Origin of the sequence: Tamlana sp. I1 (assembly GCF_015355625.1) — a bacterium.
Taxonomy (GTDB): Bacteria; Bacteroidota; Bacteroidia; order Flavobacteriales; family Flavobacteriaceae; genus Pseudotamlana.
Window position 1 is genome coordinate 151,253 of sequence record NZ_JACLAF010000008.1, and the last position, 15,500, is coordinate 166,752.

The window sequence follows — 15,500 nt, forward strand, 5'->3', positions numbered from 1 at the left end:
AGAATGGCTTTAGATTCAAAAATACCAAAAGGTCCACTTAAAGATAAATGGACAGATTATAAAAATCATATTAATTTAGTAAACCCTGCAAACAAGCGTAATATTGATATTATTGTTGTTGGAACAGGTTTAGCAGGAGGTTCGGCATCTGCAACATTAGCCGAATTAGGATATAATGTAAAAGCATTTGCTTACCAAGATTCTCCACGTCGTGCGCACTCTATTGCAGCACAAGGGGGAATTAATGCAGCAAAAAATTATCAAGGTGATGGCGATTCTAATTACAGATTGTTTTACGATACTGTAAAAGGAGGTGATTACCGATCTCGTGAGGCTAACGTTTACCGTTTGGCTGAGGTTTCAGGAAATATTATCGACCAATGTGTGGCACAAGGAGTTCCTTTTGCACGTGATTATGGTGGATTATTAGATAACCGTTCATTTGGAGGGGTTCTTGTATCAAGAACGTTCTACGCAAAAGGACAAACTGGACAACAATTATTACTAGGAGCTTACTCTGCGATGAACAGACAAATTGCTCGTGGTAAAATTGAAATGTTTAACCGTCATGAAATGCTTGACGTTGTTAAAATTGACGGAAAAGCTAGAGGAATTATCGCTCGTAATTTAATTACTGGTGAAATTGAGCGTCACTCGGCACACGCTGTTGTTATTGCAACAGGTGGTTACGGTAACGTTTATTTCCTTTCAACAAATGCGATGGGTTCTAATGCTACTGCAGCATGGAAAATTCATAAAAAAGGGGCGTATTTCGCAAACCCTTGTTATACACAAATTCACCCAACTTGTATTCCACGTTCGGGAGACTACCAGTCTAAATTAACCTTGATGTCGGAGTCTTTACGTAATGATGGTCGTATTTGGGTACCTGCAAAAATCGAAGACGCTAAAGCGATTCAGCAAGGGAAATTAAAACCTACTGAAATTGCTGAAGCAGATCGTGATTATTACTTAGAAAGACGTTACCCTGCCTTTGGTAACTTAGTACCTCGTGATGTAGCATCGAGAGCCGCTAAAGAGCGATGTGATGCTGGATTTGGTGTTAACGCTACTGGTGAAGCGGTTTATTTAGATTTCGCTTCAGCAATCGAGCGTTACGGTAAAGAACAAGCAAAAATTCATAACATTGCAAATCCTTCTGCAGAGAAAATCTACGAATTAGGACAAGCGATTGTAGAGGCTAAATACGGAAACTTATTCCAAATGTATGAGAAGATCGTCGATCAAAATCCATACAAAACGCCGATGATGATTTATCCTGCAACACACTACACCATGGGTGGTGTTTGGGTTGATTATAACTTAATGACAACGGTTGAAGGTTTATATTGTATTGGTGAAGCTAACTTCTCTGATCACGGTGCAAACAGACTTGGAGCTTCGGCTTTAATGCAAGGTTTAGCCGATGGTTATTTCGTATTACCTTATACGATTGGTGATTATTTATCGCACGATATTAGAACAGGAAAAATCCCAACAAATACTCCAGAATTTGATGCTGTTGAAAAAGAAGTAAAAGATCGTATCGATTTCTTCATAAACAACAAGGGAACAAAATCTGTAGACTACTTCCACAAAAAACTTGGAAAAGTAATGTGGGATAAAGTAGGGATGTCTAGAAATGCTCAAGGCTTGACTGAAGCTATGGCTGAAATTAAAGCGATTCGTGAGGAATTCTGGAAAGAAGTTAAAGTTCCAGGAAGTGCCAACGAGTTAAATCCTGAGTTAGAAAAAGCTGGACGTGTAGCAGATTTCCTTGAATTAGGAGAGTTATTTGCTAAAGATGCTTTAAACAGAGCTGAATCTTGTGGTGGTCACTTTAGAGAAGAGTCTGTTGAGCTTGATGGCGAGCAAGAAGGAGAAGCAAAACGTGACGATGTAAATTATGCATACGTTGCTGCTTGGGAGTATAAAGGAGAGCCTGCAGATGCGGTATTACACAAAGAAGAATTAGAATTTAAAGACATTGAACTGAAACAACGTTCATACAAATAAGATGATTGTTTCAATCATTAAAACAAAAAAACATATAAATGAATTTCAAAATATTAACTATTAGTATCTTATCTGTATTTTTATTAAATTCTTGTTCTTCAAATGAAGAAAAATTAGATAGTGATAAAAATTCAATTTTCGGCACCTATGAACTAGAATCATACAACACTGTGCCTTCCACAGATATAAATAATGATGGCATTGCGTCTGAAAATCAGGCATTGGAAAGTAGTTGTCATCAGAATTTTTCTATCACATTAAATGAAGATAATACTTCTGTTGTTAAATATACCTTTTTAGAGCTTGAACGAGATTCTAATAACATGGAAACACAGCAAATAGAATGTTATGTGTCAGATCGTTCTGGAACATTTACTGTTGAAGGTGATGTTTTAACTTTGTCATATGATTCTGATGGTGTTATTGAAAAATCAATATTTAATATTGATGGAAATAAAATTACAGGAACAAGTGAGAGTATTGATTTGTTAACAAGAAACTCTGAAGGGAAATTGGTTTATGTAAATGCTTCTTTAATAGTAATACTTGAAAAATAATTTCAAAAAATAGAAAGTAAAAATGAAGAATTTTAAAGAACGACTATAGGTTTTAAAAATGGATTGAGATTAATAATCTGTTTACTATTTTCTTTTTTCTTATTCTAAAAAATTGAATTATTATCACAATATTAAAGCTAGGTAATGAGCTTTTTTTAAAAGAGAATAAAAATGAATTTAACACTTAAAATTTGGAGACAAAAAGACTCAAATGCAAAGGGTCAAATGGTCGATTATAAAGTAACTGATATTTCAGAACATATGTCTTTCCTTGAAATGATGGATGTTTTAAACGAACAATTGGTAAACTCTGGTGAAGAGCCAGTAGCTTTCGATCATGATTGTCGTGAAGGAATATGTGGTATGTGTTCTTTATATATTAACGGTGAAGCACACGGTCCTGATAGAGGAGTTACTACTTGCCAGTTACACATGAGAATGTTTAAAGATGGTGATACCATTACTATCGAGCCTTGGAGAGCAGCAGCTTTCCCTGTAATTAAAGATTTAATTGTTGATAGAATGGCTTTTGAGCGTATTCAACACGCTGGAGGGTATATTTCTGTAAATACTTCGGGTAATACGCAAGATGCTAACTCATTACCGATATCTAAAATCGCAGCCGATGAGGCTATGGATGCTGCAACTTGTATTGGTTGTGGTGCTTGTGTGGCGACTTGTAAAAACTCATCTGCGATGTTATTCGTAGGTGCTAAAGTATCGCAATATGCATTATTACCACAAGGTCAGGTTGAAGCTGCCGAACGTGTTAAAAACATGGTAGCCCAAATGGATCTTGAAGGTTTTGGTAACTGTACCAACACTGGTGCTTGTGAAGTGGAATGTCCTAAAGGCATTTCATTAGATAATATCGCTAGAATGAATAGAGAACTTATGAAAGCTGCGCTTAAATAAGCATCTATTAAAATCATATATTTTAAAAGCCCGTATCGAATGATATGGGCTTTTTTTTATGGGTGATTTGAAATTAAAAATAAGCTTTCAATTGTACAGACCCTGAATGGATGGTTTTACTGGTTTCTGTTTTTCTTCCGAAGTAGCTTAGATTTAAATCTAAAAATTTAGTGAGTTTTCGTTGGGCTAATAAAGTCCACGTAAAGTTTTTCCCAGGCTGTAAGCCTTCTAATATTTGATATGCTACTGGTGTGTTGGCGTTTCCTGTAAAACGATTAGAAATATAATTAAATTCGCCATTCACGGCACTTTTTTCACTGCTTCCCAATGTAAATGAAGCACCGTATTTATTTTGATTTAGCGTTTCTTCGTCGCCAATGGTATTGTTTTTCTTCGTTGTTTGATAAAAGATATCGAAACTGGAATTATCATTAAATAAATAGGATAGCTTAGGATTTAAAATCGATTCATTTAAATTGTAATTTTTGCTTGTGAAATTTTCACTTTTACTTTCATTGGTGTTAAATGAAGCGAGCATATTGATAAGCCAACTTTCAACAATTTTATGATTGAAATTTATTTGATGACTGCTCAAACTATTTTCAATAAAACCAATGGAAAGTATATTTCTACTTGTGTTTTCAAGATAGGTGTAAGACGTTGTGTAACGTTGTTTTCCGCGGTTAAAAAAGAAAACATTTCTAAAATTAAGCTGTAAACCTAATAGGTCATCTTCACTGTTTTCAAAAGGATTTAGATTAAAACCAGAGTTGTTACGTTGCATTTTTCGGTCTACTAAATAACTGGTTTGGTTATAAAAGTGTGACCAAAACCGTTTTGATTTTTTTTCGGAAACCGACCATTGCGAAGGGTTAATGGTTAGGGTTTGGCTCAGTCGGTTTTGGTGAGTCTTCACAAAAATACGGTTTGGTAAAAGCACCCGAATGTAGGTGCCTTGATCTTGAAACTGCGCCAGTTCAAATTCTTCAAGCTCTTGAATGCCATTTTCATTGTAATCAATCCACGTGTAAGCACCTTGTCCGGGTTCTACTTCCACGTAAGTGAAATCTTGAAGCGGTAAAGTACCCGAATTGGTTTCAAAAATGGTATTCCAAAAAATAAGTTGCTTGAATAATTTCTGACTGAATTGCAATCGGGAATTTATAGATTGCTCATCTTTAATAGTAGCATCTTCACTTTTTAGGTTTCTATAATTGGCGTATAATGATAAATTGGTGTTTTTGTTTTGAATAATTCTAGAGTCGAGATACACGGTGTTCGAGGTGTTTACTTTTTCCAGACTGTTATTTCTAATACTATCGTTAACCCGATTTATATAACCTACTTGAGCAAAAATTTTGGTGCTATCGCCAATACCGTAAAAGGCTTCGTAAGCTTTATATTTCTGACTTAAAGCCGTGAGGGTTTGTGTCGCGACCTCTCTTTGTTCGTTGTTTTCAAAGGCGAATTTTGCGCCAACCCAACTTTTGTTTAGACTATAAGTTACACGGTTATACGACCTAGAAAACGAGGAGTTGTTTATGGTTGAAGTAGTTTTTAAAAAGCTTGAAAATGAAGTGATATTGAATTTATTTAGTTGTAAATTTATGTTTGTTAAATGACGATTTCCATTAAAACCATCAGAGAAATTTAAGTGCTCGTAGGTGTAATCTGCAAATCCTTTTTTGTTATGAGCAATTCGCGCACCTGTATTCAATAATGTTTGGTTTCCTAAATTGTAACCAATACCGCTTAGGTTGGTTTGGTCGAGGTTCCAATCGCGGTTAAATTCTGGATTGTAAAGTCCTTCAATATTTCGGTAGTTTGAACTGATGTAATCGGTGTCTAAAAACACATTTAAATTCCAGTTGTTGTCACTTTTAATCAGCGCTTGTTCAAGGGTTATTTTGCCCGCGAAGCCATCGTTTTCGTCGTCATCAATGGTTGAAAACAAATTTTCATCATATTTACTGCCCGAGCCTTCAAAACTAATCGTGGTTTTTTGGCTTGGTTTATACACGCCGTTTACCACGGCAAGTTGTAATTTTTTTGGTGCTACAAGTTGTGTAATTGGCGCATAAAAGCCCTGGCCGGGACCAACATATTCATAAATATTATTAATGGCGTTTATACTGCTTAATCGGTATGCGCCTTGGTTTTCGCCAACAAGGGAGAAGGTTACACTGTATAACTCATCGCTAGCATCGTTTGAAAACACGTAGATTTCTTCGCCGTTTAGGATTTCTTTTTTGTATAAAATTCGGTTTTGATTGTATTCGGTTCTTGTGCCCGAAGGTGAAACCATTTTTGTTTGATCGTTTCCAGCCTGCTCTAAAATAGCAACTTGATCTTCAGAAAGATTTTGTTGCAGTGGTTGATTTTTTGCATCATTTTCAGAATATACCGAAACACCAATATTTAGTTTTTTACTTTCATAAGTTGCTCCGCCATAACCTACAAAACGTGTGTAGTTGCGTTCGCTAAATTGATAATCGACAATAACACGCATTTCGGAAGTGATGGGAAATGTTGAGTTAAAAATGATCTCGCCGGCATTATAATCGATAATATAATCTTGGTCTTCACCGCGTTTTAAAGCGACACCATTTACAAACAGGGTTTCGCTTCCAGAAACAATAAGCACATACAATTCGCCATTAGGGCCTTGTAATTTATAAGGGCCTTGGTTGCCTTCTTGGGCGGTAAATTGACTGCGTGTAAATTGTCCGCGAACAATGGCGCCTGCAGCAAACAGATTGGTTTCATGGTTGTCGTTTCCTAAGTTTACATTAAAATTTAAACCTTGTACACGTTTAGAGAATTTTGAAAAATAAGAGTTGGTATTAATAAGGTCTATATCTCCAGCGCGAATGTTCCATCGGTCGGTAAAAAGCTCTATAAAAACTTGGTCGAATTCATCTAAACGCTGGGAATAACCGCTTTCTTGTAAAGGGATATTGGCGTCTTGAATGGAAGCGCGAAGCGACACTTTATCGTTTAGTTTTCCTGTAATTTGAAGATCTAATTCGCTTCTTAAAACCGCATTTTGGTTGTTTCCTACGGTAATGCCACGTGAAATACTTCCGGAAGAACTTAGTCCATCAAAAGGAATAAATTGTTTAGAGCTGTTAGACTGAGTAAATTTGTAAAGACTTTGGTTTTGGTTATTATTGTTTACAATAATGGCTTCATCCAGTTGTTTGTAAGTTTTGGTTAGAAACTCTGGGTATTTTAAATACTTAATAAGTATCGTGTCTGTATCAATAGGCGTATTAAATGTTAAAATGGCTTTGGCAAAATCTACTTTGTAAAGTGTCGAGTCAATTGGGGTTTGGTCTTTTCTGTAGATTGAAAAACCACTTGAATTTATGCTTACATTCTCTATATAAATAGTGTCCGTTACAGCAACTTTTTTAGTTCTATAGTTCGAGGTTTTGCTTTGTGAAAACCCACAAAAACCGATGAAAAACAAAAGAATATACGTGAAACACTTCATTGGATACTTAAACTGTAAATCCCTTAAATTATTTTGTGAATAGCCTAAGCTAAATCAACCGTAAAATAATAGTGTAAAAGTAACGTATTATTTATTTTAGCTGAAATTAACGCGTTTTATAAAATGTTACCCTTCATTTTACTTGAAGTCTTCCATTTTTAATTCAAAAACACAAATAATGAAAATTATATCTTACAATGTAAATGGCGTTAGAGCCGCTATGAATAAAGGTTTTATCGATTGGTTAATAAGTGCAAACCCCGATGTTATTTGTCTTCAGGAAATAAAAGCATTAAAGGAACAGTTGGATTTAAGTCTTTTTGAAAAAGCAGGATATGTATATAATTATTGGTATTCAGCACAAAAAAAAGGCTATAGCGGTGTTGCTATTTTAAGCAAAAAAGAGCCTAATCATATCGAGTATGGCACAGGAATTGCTTCGATGGACTTCGAAGGTCGAAATTTGCGTGTAGATTTTGATGATGTTTCGGTAATGAGTTTGTATTTGCCTTCGGGAACTAACGATGCGCGATTGGATCATAAATTGGAATATATGGATCTTTTTCAAGATTATATAAACACGTTAAAACTAAGTATTCCTAATTTAATTATTTGTGGCGATTATAATATTTGTCATGAAGAAATTGATATTCATAACCCAAAAATGAAGGGCGTTTCAGGGTTTTTACCTGTAGAGCGTGAATGGTTGGGAAGGTTTATAGATAGCGGATTTATAGATTCGTTTAGGTATATAAACCCAGAATTGCAACAGTACAGTTGGTGGTCGTACAGAGCGAATGCACGTGCCAACAATAAAGGCTGGCGATTGGATTATGCGATGGTTTCGCAACCTTTACAAGAAAGAATTAAAAGAGCCGTTATTTTAACGGAAGCAGTACATAGCGACCATTGTCCGATACTGCTAGAAATAGAAGATTAATAACTAAATGATAACTTTAAACACCATGATTAAAAAAAGTGTCTTAACCATTTTTACAATTACCCTTTTAGCTTCTTGTGTATCTCCCAAAATATACAAGGATTTAGAGGCTAAATATGCCGAATTAAAAAAGGAAAATCGCAAATTGTCAGATGAAAACGAATCGCTTCTCACAGCAAAAGTTGAAGTTGAAAATGCTTTAAAGGATTCTAGAAAAGCTTATGAAAAAGCCATTGCCGAACGCAACAAGCTGCAAGCCGATTACAATGCAACCTATGCCAATCTTGAAACTTTAAAATCGTCATATAGTGCATTAGAGAAAAATAGTTCGGCTGCCATTGCATCGAATTCTAAAAAGAACAGAGAATTATTAGCAGATCTTGAAGCTAAAGAGCGCGCTTTATCAGCTGAAATCACTCGTTTGGCAAAACTTAAAAAAGAACTTGAAGATCGCTCGAATCGTGTTGCAGAATTAGAGAGTGTTATCGCGGCTAAAGACGCTGCAATGAGTACCTTAAAAGATGCCATATCAAAAGCCTTAACCGATTTTGAAGGCAAGGGTTTAACTGTAGAGCAAAAGGAAGGAAAGGTTTATGTGTCTATGGAAAATAAACTGTTATTTAATTCAGGAAGTTGGGCGGTAGGCACTGAAGGGCGTCGTGCTGTTGAGCAACTTGGAAATGTTTTGGGTGTGAATCCAGATATTGCTGTTTTAATTGAAGGACATACCGATAATGTACCCTATAAAGGTAATGGTCCATTAACGAGTAACTGGGATTTGTCTACAAAACGTGCAACATCAATTGTGAATATTCTAAGAGAGAATAAAGCCATTAATCCTGAGAATTTAACGGCTGCAGGTCGTGGTGAATTTGCACCTATAGCTTCTAACGAATCGCCTAGTGGTCGTGCGACTAACAGACGTATAGAAGTGATTTTAACTCCGAAATTAGATGAACTATCTAAGTTGTTAAACGAGAAGTAAAACTTGTTTGATTAAAATATAAAAGTTTAAGGCTGTCTGAAAAGACAGCCTTTTTTATGCTTTTAGGATGTTTTCTCAGCGAAAATGAGAAGGATTTCAGAAGAACGCTTTGAGGTGGGTATCGGTAAATAAATAGATTCGGAGTTGTTTTAAAGAGTTAAGCCTTGTAAATTATTTTGATAACTGTGTAGTTTCAGCTAGATTGTAAAATTTATATAAATTATAATGAAGCTCTCTTTTTCTAATACAATCATTTTAACACGATCAACTCTCACAACTAAAATCAACTTAAACGCTTTCGTTATTTTTTAGTAATTTCTCTAGATTTTACAAACTCAACTAATTAAAGGTTATATATTTGCAAAAATTAAATCATAAAGCGATTAATGATTTTAAAAACTAGTAAGTGTTTTTTTTACACTTGTAAAATAATTATTATATATTTGCAAAGGTTATCAACTTATTAAATTGATTCTGAAAAATCTATTTGCAATTAGAATACATTTATTTTAAAGTTAAGTACTGAAGAATACAGGCTATTAAATACAAATTATAATTAGAAAATGAACAAACAAAATGATCAGCAAGCAGCAGATAATATTAGAGCATTAGCTGTTGCTATGGTAGAAAAAGCGAAATCAGGTCACCCAGGTGGCCCTATGGGTGGTGCAGATTTTATGCACATTTTATACTCGGAATTTTTTAATTATGACCCTACAGATATGGAGTGGCCGTTTAGAGACCGTTTCTTTATGGATGCCGGTCACTTGTCTACTTTAATGTATGCACAGTATTACCTATTAGGTAACTATGCTAAAGATGATGTTGCTAATTTCAGACAATGGGGTTCTATCACACCTGGTCACCCAGAAGTTGATGTAAAACGTGGTATTGAAAACACCTCTGGACCATTAGGGCAAGGACACACGATGGGTGTGGGAGCTGCTATTGGTGCGAAGTTTTTACAAGCTAAATTTGGCGATTGGATGAACCATAAAGTTTATGGGTTTATTTCTGATGGTGGTATTCAAGAAGAAGTTTCTCAAGGTGCAGGGCGTATTGCTGGACACTTAGGGTTAAGCAACTTTATCATGTTTTTCGATTCTAACGATATCCAGTTATCAACATCTACCGATGAGGTGACTACCGAAGATACGGCTATGAAATACGAGTCTTGGGGATGGAAAGTTGTTACTATCGACGGGCATAACCACGATGAAATTAGAAAAGCTTTAAAAGATGCTAATGCTGAAACTGAAAAACCAACCTTAATTATTGGTAAAACCATTATGGGTAAAGGTTGTGTAACTGCCGATGGTGGTATGTTTGAAGGTTATTGCGAATTACACGGTCAGCCAATTGGAGCTACTGGAGCCGATTACGAAAAAACATTAGAAAATTTAGGTGCAGACGTTAATAATCCATTTGAGATTTATCCTGAAGTAGCCGATTTCTATAAAAATATCATTGCTGAAAAAACAGCCAAAGCTGCTGAAAAGAAAGCAGAAATTAATACGTGGAGAGAAGCTAATCCTGTATTAGCAGAGAAATTAGACTTCTTCTTCTCTGGAGAATTACCAGAATTAGATTTTAACATTCCTCAAAAAGAAGGTTTAGCAACTAGAGCAGCGTCTTCAGCGGTTTTAGGATACCTTGCTGAAAATGTAGAAAACATGATTGTGTCTTCTGCTGATTTATCAAATTCAGATAAAACGGATGGTTTCTTAAAGAAAACTCACGCGATGAAAAAAGGTGATTTTTCAGGAGCCTTTTTACAAGCTGGTGTTGCTGAGTTAACTATGGCTTGTATCGCAAACGGATTGGCTTTACACGGTGGTATCATTCCAGTTGTAGCAACATTCTTCGTGTTTTCAGATTATATGAAACCAGCCATTCGTTTAAGTGGTATTCAAGAATTGGGTGTTAAATATGTATGGACTCACGATGCCTTTAGAGTAGGTGAAGATGGTCCAACACACCAACCAATCGAGCAAGAAGCGCAAATTCGTTTACTTGAAAAATTAAAAAACCACAGCGGAAACCCAAGTTTCTTAGCTTTACGTCCTGCCGATTCAGCAGAAACAAACGTGGCTTGGAAAATGGCGCTAGAAAATAAAAATACACCTACAGGTTTAATACTTTCTAGACAAGGTATTAAAGATGTGGCTCCTCAAGGCGCATCAAGATACCAAGAGGCTTTAGCTGCCGAAAAAGGTGGGTATTTAGTGAAAGAAGTTGAAAACCCAGATGTGGTGCTTATCGCAAACGGTTCTGAGGTGGCAACTTTAATCGCTGCTGCTGAAATTTTAGAAGCTGAAAAAGGATTAAAAGTAAACATCGCTTCTGTAATTTCTGAAGGTGTTTTCAGATTACAATCTAAAGCATATCAAAACAGCGTTATCCCACAAGACAAACCATTATTTGGTTTGACAGCTGGTTTACCGGTGAACTTAGAAGGTCTTGTTGGTGCTAACGGAAAAGTGTTTGGAGTCGATCATTTCGGTTACTCTGCTCCTGCAGGTGTATTGGACGAGAAATTCGGATTCACCGGCGAAAAAGTAAGTAACGAAGTATTAGAATATTTAAAAACAGCATATAAAACTGCATAATTATGAAATTTTTTATTGATACAGCAAACCTTGATGATATCGCTGAAGCACAGGCTTTAGGTGTTTTAGATGGGGTAACAACAAACCCGTCTTTAATGGCGAAAGAAGGTATTACAGGTGCTGAAAATATTTTAGCACACTATACAAAAATCTGTGATATTGTTGATGGTGATGTAAGTGCCGAGGTCATTTCAACCGATTTTGAAGGTATGGTAAAAGAAGGTGAAGCCCTTGCTGCTTTACACCCACAAATCGTGGTAAAACTTCCTTTAATTGCCGATGGTATTAAAGCTTGTAAATATTTTTCAGATAAAGGGATTAGAACGAACGTAACTTTAGTATTCTCTGCTGGCCAAGCTTTATTGGCTGCAAAAGCAGGTGCTACTTATGTGTCTCCTTTTATTGGAAGATTAGATGATATTTCTACAGACGGTTTAAACCTTATTGCAGAAATCAGACAGATTTACGATAACTACGGTTTCGAAACTCAAATTTTAGCAGCTTCAGTACGTCACACAATGCACGTTATTGATTGTGCAAAATTAGGATCTGATGTAATGACAGGACCATTATCGTCTATTAAAGGCTTATTAAAACACCCTTTAACCGATATCGGTTTAGCGAAATTCTTAGAAGATTACAAAAAAGGAAACTAGTCCTTTAAAAGTATAAATTTTTTAAAGCTTCTCTTTTCAGGATATGTTCTTGAAAAGGGAAGCTTTTTCTTTTTAAGATTTTTATGACCGCCATTGACAGAATAACAGATTCACAGTTTTTGTTTGTAAATTTATAGTCTATTTGAAATGTGGTTTTGGCGTCTTAAAGAAAGTTTTTAGCCTTATTTACGACTATTATCACCTTTGAAACTAATAAATTCTAATGAAACGAGCACTTATATGTTAACATGGAAAGATATTATGCATTTTGCAGTGAATGGTAATCCCGTTCCTAATAAACGCGTTGAAAAAAGCGAAGCCGAATGGCTAGAACAACTAACGCCAGAACAATATAGAATTACAAGGCAAAAAGGCACTGAGCGTGCGCATAGTGGCGATTTGTGTACCGCGTACGATGAGGGCAAATATAATTGTGTGTGTTGCGATGTACCCCTGTTCGATTCTACTATAAAATTTAGTTCAGGAACCGGTTGGCCAAGTTTTACACAGCCTATTGCCGAGAATGCCATTAAATACGAAAAAGACACCACTTATGGAATGGTGCGCGTGGAGGTGATGTGTAATGTGTGCGATGCACACTTAGGACATGTTTTTCCTGACGGACCAGAACCTAGCGGATTGCGTTATTGCATCAATTCGGAGTCTATGGTTTTAGAAAAAGAAAAAGTATGAGCAATATACAAGTAGCAACTTTAGGTGGCGGCTGTTTTTGGTGTACCGAAGCGGTTTTTCAGGAAGTAAAAGGGGTAGAAAAAGTGGTTTCAGGTTATTCGGGAGGAACTGTGCCTGGGCATCCTACCTATCGGGAGATTTGTTCCGGATTAACAGGACACGCCGAAGTGATTCAAATTACTTTTGATGCTGATGTGATTTCGTATCAAGATATTTTAATCATTTTTATGACCACCCACGATCCTACCACTTTAAATCAGCAAGGAGCCGATCGTGGAACGCAATACCGTTCGGTGATTTATTTTCACGATGATAAACAAGAGCAAATTGCGAAAAATGTGATTGCCGAAATAAGCACCTATTACGAAAATCCTATTGTGACTGAAATTTCACCTCTAGATGTTTTTTATGAAGCTGAAGCTGAACATCAAAATTATTACCGCACACATCCCACGCAGGGTTATTGTAGTTTTGTAATCACACCAAAACTGATGAAACTCCGAAAATTACATTCGGATAAATTAAAAGCATGAAACTAAATATAAACGACAAATTCACCAAAGAATTACCTGCAGACCCTATTCTGGAAAACAGCAGAAGACAGGTTGAAAAAGCCTGTTTTTCCTATGTGACACCTAAAAAAACAGCACTGCCGGAAATGCTTCATGTGTCTCCTGAAATGCTTGCCAATCTCGGACTTTCAAAAGAAGACAGTAAATCGGAAGCTTTTTTAAAGGTATTTACTGGGAATGACGTTTTGCCAAACACAACACCTTATGCTATGTGTTATGGCGGCTATCAGTTTGGAAATTGGGCTGGGCAATTGGGTGATGGTCGTGCTATAAATTTATGCGAAGTAACGCATGATAATAAAAACTGGGCGTTACAATTAAAAGGATCAGGGGAAACACCTTATTCAAGAACGGCCGATGGTTTGGCGGTATTACGCTCGTCTATTCGTGAGTATTTATGTAGTGAAGCCATGTTTCATTTGGGAGTGCCAACAACCCGCGCTTTGTCTTTGGCCTTATCTGGCGATCAAGTGTTGCGCGATGTGTTGTATAATGGCAATCCCGAATACGAAAAAGGCGCTATAGTTTGTCGCACCGCCGAGTCTTTTTTACGTTTTGGAAACTATCAAATATTCGCTGCAAGACAAGACCATAAAACACTTAAAATTTTAGTCGATTATACTATAAAGCATCATTTTTCTCATTTAGGAAATCCGTCGAAAGATACTTATTTAGCATTTTTTAATGAAGTGACTCGGCGTACGCTTGACATGATAATTCACTGGCAGCGTGTTGGTTTTGTGCACGGCGTAATGAATACTGATAACATGTCTATTCTAGGGCTAACCATAGATTACGGGCCTTACGGCTGGTTAGAGGGCTTCGATTTTGGGTGGACCCCTAACACCACCGACAGACAACATAAACGTTACCGTTTTGGTAATCAACCCAACATGGGACTTTGGAATTTATTGCAATTAGCTAATGCGCTTTATCCGTTAATTGAAGATGTTCCGGCTCTAGAAGCGATATTAAACACGTACCAAACGAATTTTGAAGGGGAGTCCTTAAAGATGATGCGCTCAAAATTAGGATTGTTAGAAGAGTCTAATTCCGATCTTGCATTGATTCAAGATTTAGAAGATGTGTTGCACCTCACGGAAACCGATATGACGATTTTCTTCCGATTGTTAGCCAATTTTAATGCTGAAAAAGCTGATGAAGGTTTCAACGTAATTTCAGAAGCCTTTTATACGCCTGATTCTATTTCTGAAGCTATTAAATCCCGATGGAATCAATGGTTTGAAAGTTATGTCGAGCGTTTAAAATTGGAGTCTGTTTCTGCTTCCGAAAGGAAAGAAAAAATGAATGGCGTGAATCCGAAATACGTATTACGAAATTACATGGCACAATTAGCTATTGATGATGCCGATAAAGGTGATTATAAATTAATTGACGAATTATTTCAGCTTTTAAAGGAACCTTATGCCGAGCAACCCGAAAACGAAAAATGGTTTGCCAAACGTCCAGAATGGGCACGTAATAAAGTAGGCTGTTCCATGTTGTCTTGTAGCTCTTAAAATGAAAATTTTACAGAAAATAGCTTTGGGCGGAGGTTGCCATTGGTGCACCGAAGCCGTGTTTCAATCACTTATTGGGGTTGAAAAAGTAGAACAAGGTTATGTGGCTTCTGTAGATGTTAATGCCTCATTTTCCGAAGCGGTGATTGTGCATTTTAATGATGAGGTCATTCCGCTTCAAACATTAATTGAAATTCATTTACATACGCATAAAAGCACCTCAAATCATAGTAGGCGAAACACATATCGTTCGGCTGTTTATGTGTTTTCAGAAGAACAGTATCAGCAGGTTTTAAAAATTTTAGAAGGTTTTCAAAAGCAATTTGAAAACAAACTAATCACACAGGTGCTTACGTTTAAGGTTTTTGAAGCTTCGCGAGCAGCCATTCAAAATTACTATTACACAAATCCGCAGAAACCCTTTTGCAAACAATTTATAAATCCGAAATTAGAGCTTTTATTACAGCGGTTTTCAGACTATACGAAAACGGCTCAATTAAATCATTTAAAATCTTAAAAATCCTTTAGTATTATCAAAACA

The 15,500-nt window shown here is 36.2% G+C and carries 12 protein-coding genes; 11 read left to right on the forward strand and 1 reads right to left on the reverse strand.

The window, feature by feature from the left end; all coding sequences use genetic code 11:
• Positions 1–3: 3 nt before the first annotated feature.
• The 3 genes from H6X70_RS08940 to H6X70_RS08950 all read left to right on the forward strand — a co-directional run bounded on the left by H6X70_RS08940 (position 4) and on the right by H6X70_RS08950 (position 3,488).
• Positions 4–2,016, forward strand: a complete 2,013-nt coding sequence (locus tag H6X70_RS08940; RefSeq protein ID WP_068601353.1) for a fumarate reductase/succinate dehydrogenase flavoprotein subunit — start codon at positions 4–6, stop codon at positions 2,014–2,016.
• A gap of 38 nt (positions 2,017–2,054) precedes the next feature.
• Positions 2,055–2,573 carry a lipocalin family protein gene (locus H6X70_RS08945; RefSeq protein ID WP_194767333.1) on the forward strand — a complete coding sequence of 173 codons (519 nt, stop codon included), beginning with the start codon at positions 2,055–2,057 and terminating at the stop codon, positions 2,571–2,573.
• Positions 2,574–2,744: 171 nt separating this feature from the next.
• Complete coding sequence (locus H6X70_RS08950) at positions 2,745–3,488, forward strand: succinate dehydrogenase/fumarate reductase iron-sulfur subunit (RefSeq protein WP_194767334.1); 744 nt, start codon at positions 2,745–2,747, stop codon at positions 3,486–3,488.
• 73 nt (positions 3,489–3,561) lie between these two features.
• Here H6X70_RS08950 and H6X70_RS08955 read toward each other — a convergent pair whose 3' ends face one another.
• Positions 3,562–6,984, reverse strand: coding sequence for a hypothetical protein (locus tag H6X70_RS08955; protein ID WP_194767335.1), 3,423 nt, complete (start codon positions 6,982–6,984; stop codon positions 3,562–3,564).
• A 178-nt stretch (positions 6,985–7,162) separates the two neighbouring features.
• On the opposite strand from H6X70_RS08955, the gene H6X70_RS08960 reads away from it, so the two are divergent.
• From H6X70_RS08960 to H6X70_RS08995, 8 genes are all read left to right on the forward strand, one after another.
• Entirely contained in the window at positions 7,163–7,924 is a 762-nt protein-coding gene (locus tag H6X70_RS08960; protein ID WP_194767336.1) for an exodeoxyribonuclease III, read from the forward strand.
• A gap of 25 nt (positions 7,925–7,949) precedes the next feature.
• Positions 7,950–8,909 carry an OmpA family protein gene (locus tag H6X70_RS08965; protein ID WP_194767337.1) on the forward strand — a complete coding sequence of 320 codons (960 nt, stop codon included), beginning with the start codon at positions 7,950–7,952 and terminating at the stop codon, positions 8,907–8,909.
• 563 nt (positions 8,910–9,472) lie between these two features.
• The gene (locus tag H6X70_RS08970) at positions 9,473–11,518 is read left to right on the forward strand and encodes a transketolase family protein (protein ID WP_194767338.1); all 2,046 of its coding nucleotides are present in this window, start codon (positions 9,473–9,475) and stop codon (positions 11,516–11,518) included.
• Between the two features lie 2 nt (positions 11,519–11,520).
• The gene (gene fsa / locus H6X70_RS08975; RefSeq protein ID WP_067147140.1) at positions 11,521–12,174 is read left to right on the forward strand and encodes a fructose-6-phosphate aldolase; all 654 of its coding nucleotides are present in this window, start codon (positions 11,521–11,523) and stop codon (positions 12,172–12,174) included.
• 240 nt (positions 12,175–12,414) lie between these two features.
• A complete protein-coding gene (gene msrB / locus H6X70_RS08980) occupies positions 12,415–12,867 on the forward strand; it encodes a peptide-methionine (R)-S-oxide reductase MsrB (protein ID WP_194767339.1) in 453 nt (150 codons plus the stop codon).
• A complete protein-coding gene (msrA, locus tag H6X70_RS08985) occupies positions 12,864–13,400 on the forward strand; it encodes a peptide-methionine (S)-S-oxide reductase MsrA (protein ID WP_194767340.1) in 537 nt (178 codons plus the stop codon). Before msrB ends, msrA begins: the two co-directional genes overlap by 4 nt.
• Positions 13,397–14,959, forward strand: a complete 1,563-nt coding sequence (locus tag H6X70_RS08990) for a protein adenylyltransferase SelO (RefSeq protein ID WP_194767341.1) — start codon at positions 13,397–13,399, stop codon at positions 14,957–14,959. Before msrA ends, H6X70_RS08990 begins: the two co-directional genes overlap by 4 nt.
• Before the next feature lies 1 nt (position 14,960).
• The gene (locus H6X70_RS08995) at positions 14,961–15,476 is read left to right on the forward strand and encodes a peptide-methionine (S)-S-oxide reductase (protein WP_194767342.1); all 516 of its coding nucleotides are present in this window, start codon (positions 14,961–14,963) and stop codon (positions 15,474–15,476) included.
• The last annotated feature ends 24 nt before the right edge of the window (positions 15,477–15,500 follow it).

Excerpts from the sequence above, each read along its gene's own strand:
- msrB (WP_194767339.1), top strand. The coding sequence starts at position 12,415 with ATGTTAACATGGAAAGATATTATGCATTTTGCAGTGAATGGTAATCCC.
- H6X70_RS08960 (WP_194767336.1), top strand. The coding sequence starts at position 7,163 with ATGAAAATTATATCTTACAATGTAAATGGCGTTAGAGCCGCTATGAAT.
- H6X70_RS08945 (WP_194767333.1), top strand. The coding sequence starts at position 2,055 with ATGAATTTCAAAATATTAACTATTAGTATCTTATCTGTATTTTTATTA.
- H6X70_RS08990 (WP_194767341.1), top strand. The coding sequence starts at position 13,397 with ATGAAACTAAATATAAACGACAAATTCACCAAAGAATTACCTGCAGAC.
- H6X70_RS08965 (WP_194767337.1), top strand. The coding sequence starts at position 7,950 with ATGATTAAAAAAAGTGTCTTAACCATTTTTACAATTACCCTTTTAGCT.
- H6X70_RS08955 (WP_194767335.1), bottom strand. The coding sequence starts at position 6,984 with ATGAAGTGTTTCACGTATATTCTTTTGTTTTTCATCGGTTTTTGTGGG.
- H6X70_RS08940 (WP_068601353.1), top strand. The coding sequence starts at position 4 with ATGGCTTTAGATTCAAAAATACCAAAAGGTCCACTTAAAGATAAATGG.
- H6X70_RS08995 (WP_194767342.1), top strand. The coding sequence starts at position 14,961 with ATGAAAATTTTACAGAAAATAGCTTTGGGCGGAGGTTGCCATTGGTGC.
- H6X70_RS08950 (WP_194767334.1), top strand. The coding sequence starts at position 2,745 with ATGAATTTAACACTTAAAATTTGGAGACAAAAAGACTCAAATGCAAAG.
- msrA (WP_194767340.1), top strand. The coding sequence starts at position 12,864 with ATGAGCAATATACAAGTAGCAACTTTAGGTGGCGGCTGTTTTTGGTGT.
- H6X70_RS08970 (WP_194767338.1), top strand. The coding sequence starts at position 9,473 with ATGAACAAACAAAATGATCAGCAAGCAGCAGATAATATTAGAGCATTA.
- fsa (WP_067147140.1), top strand. The coding sequence starts at position 11,521 with ATGAAATTTTTTATTGATACAGCAAACCTTGATGATATCGCTGAAGCA.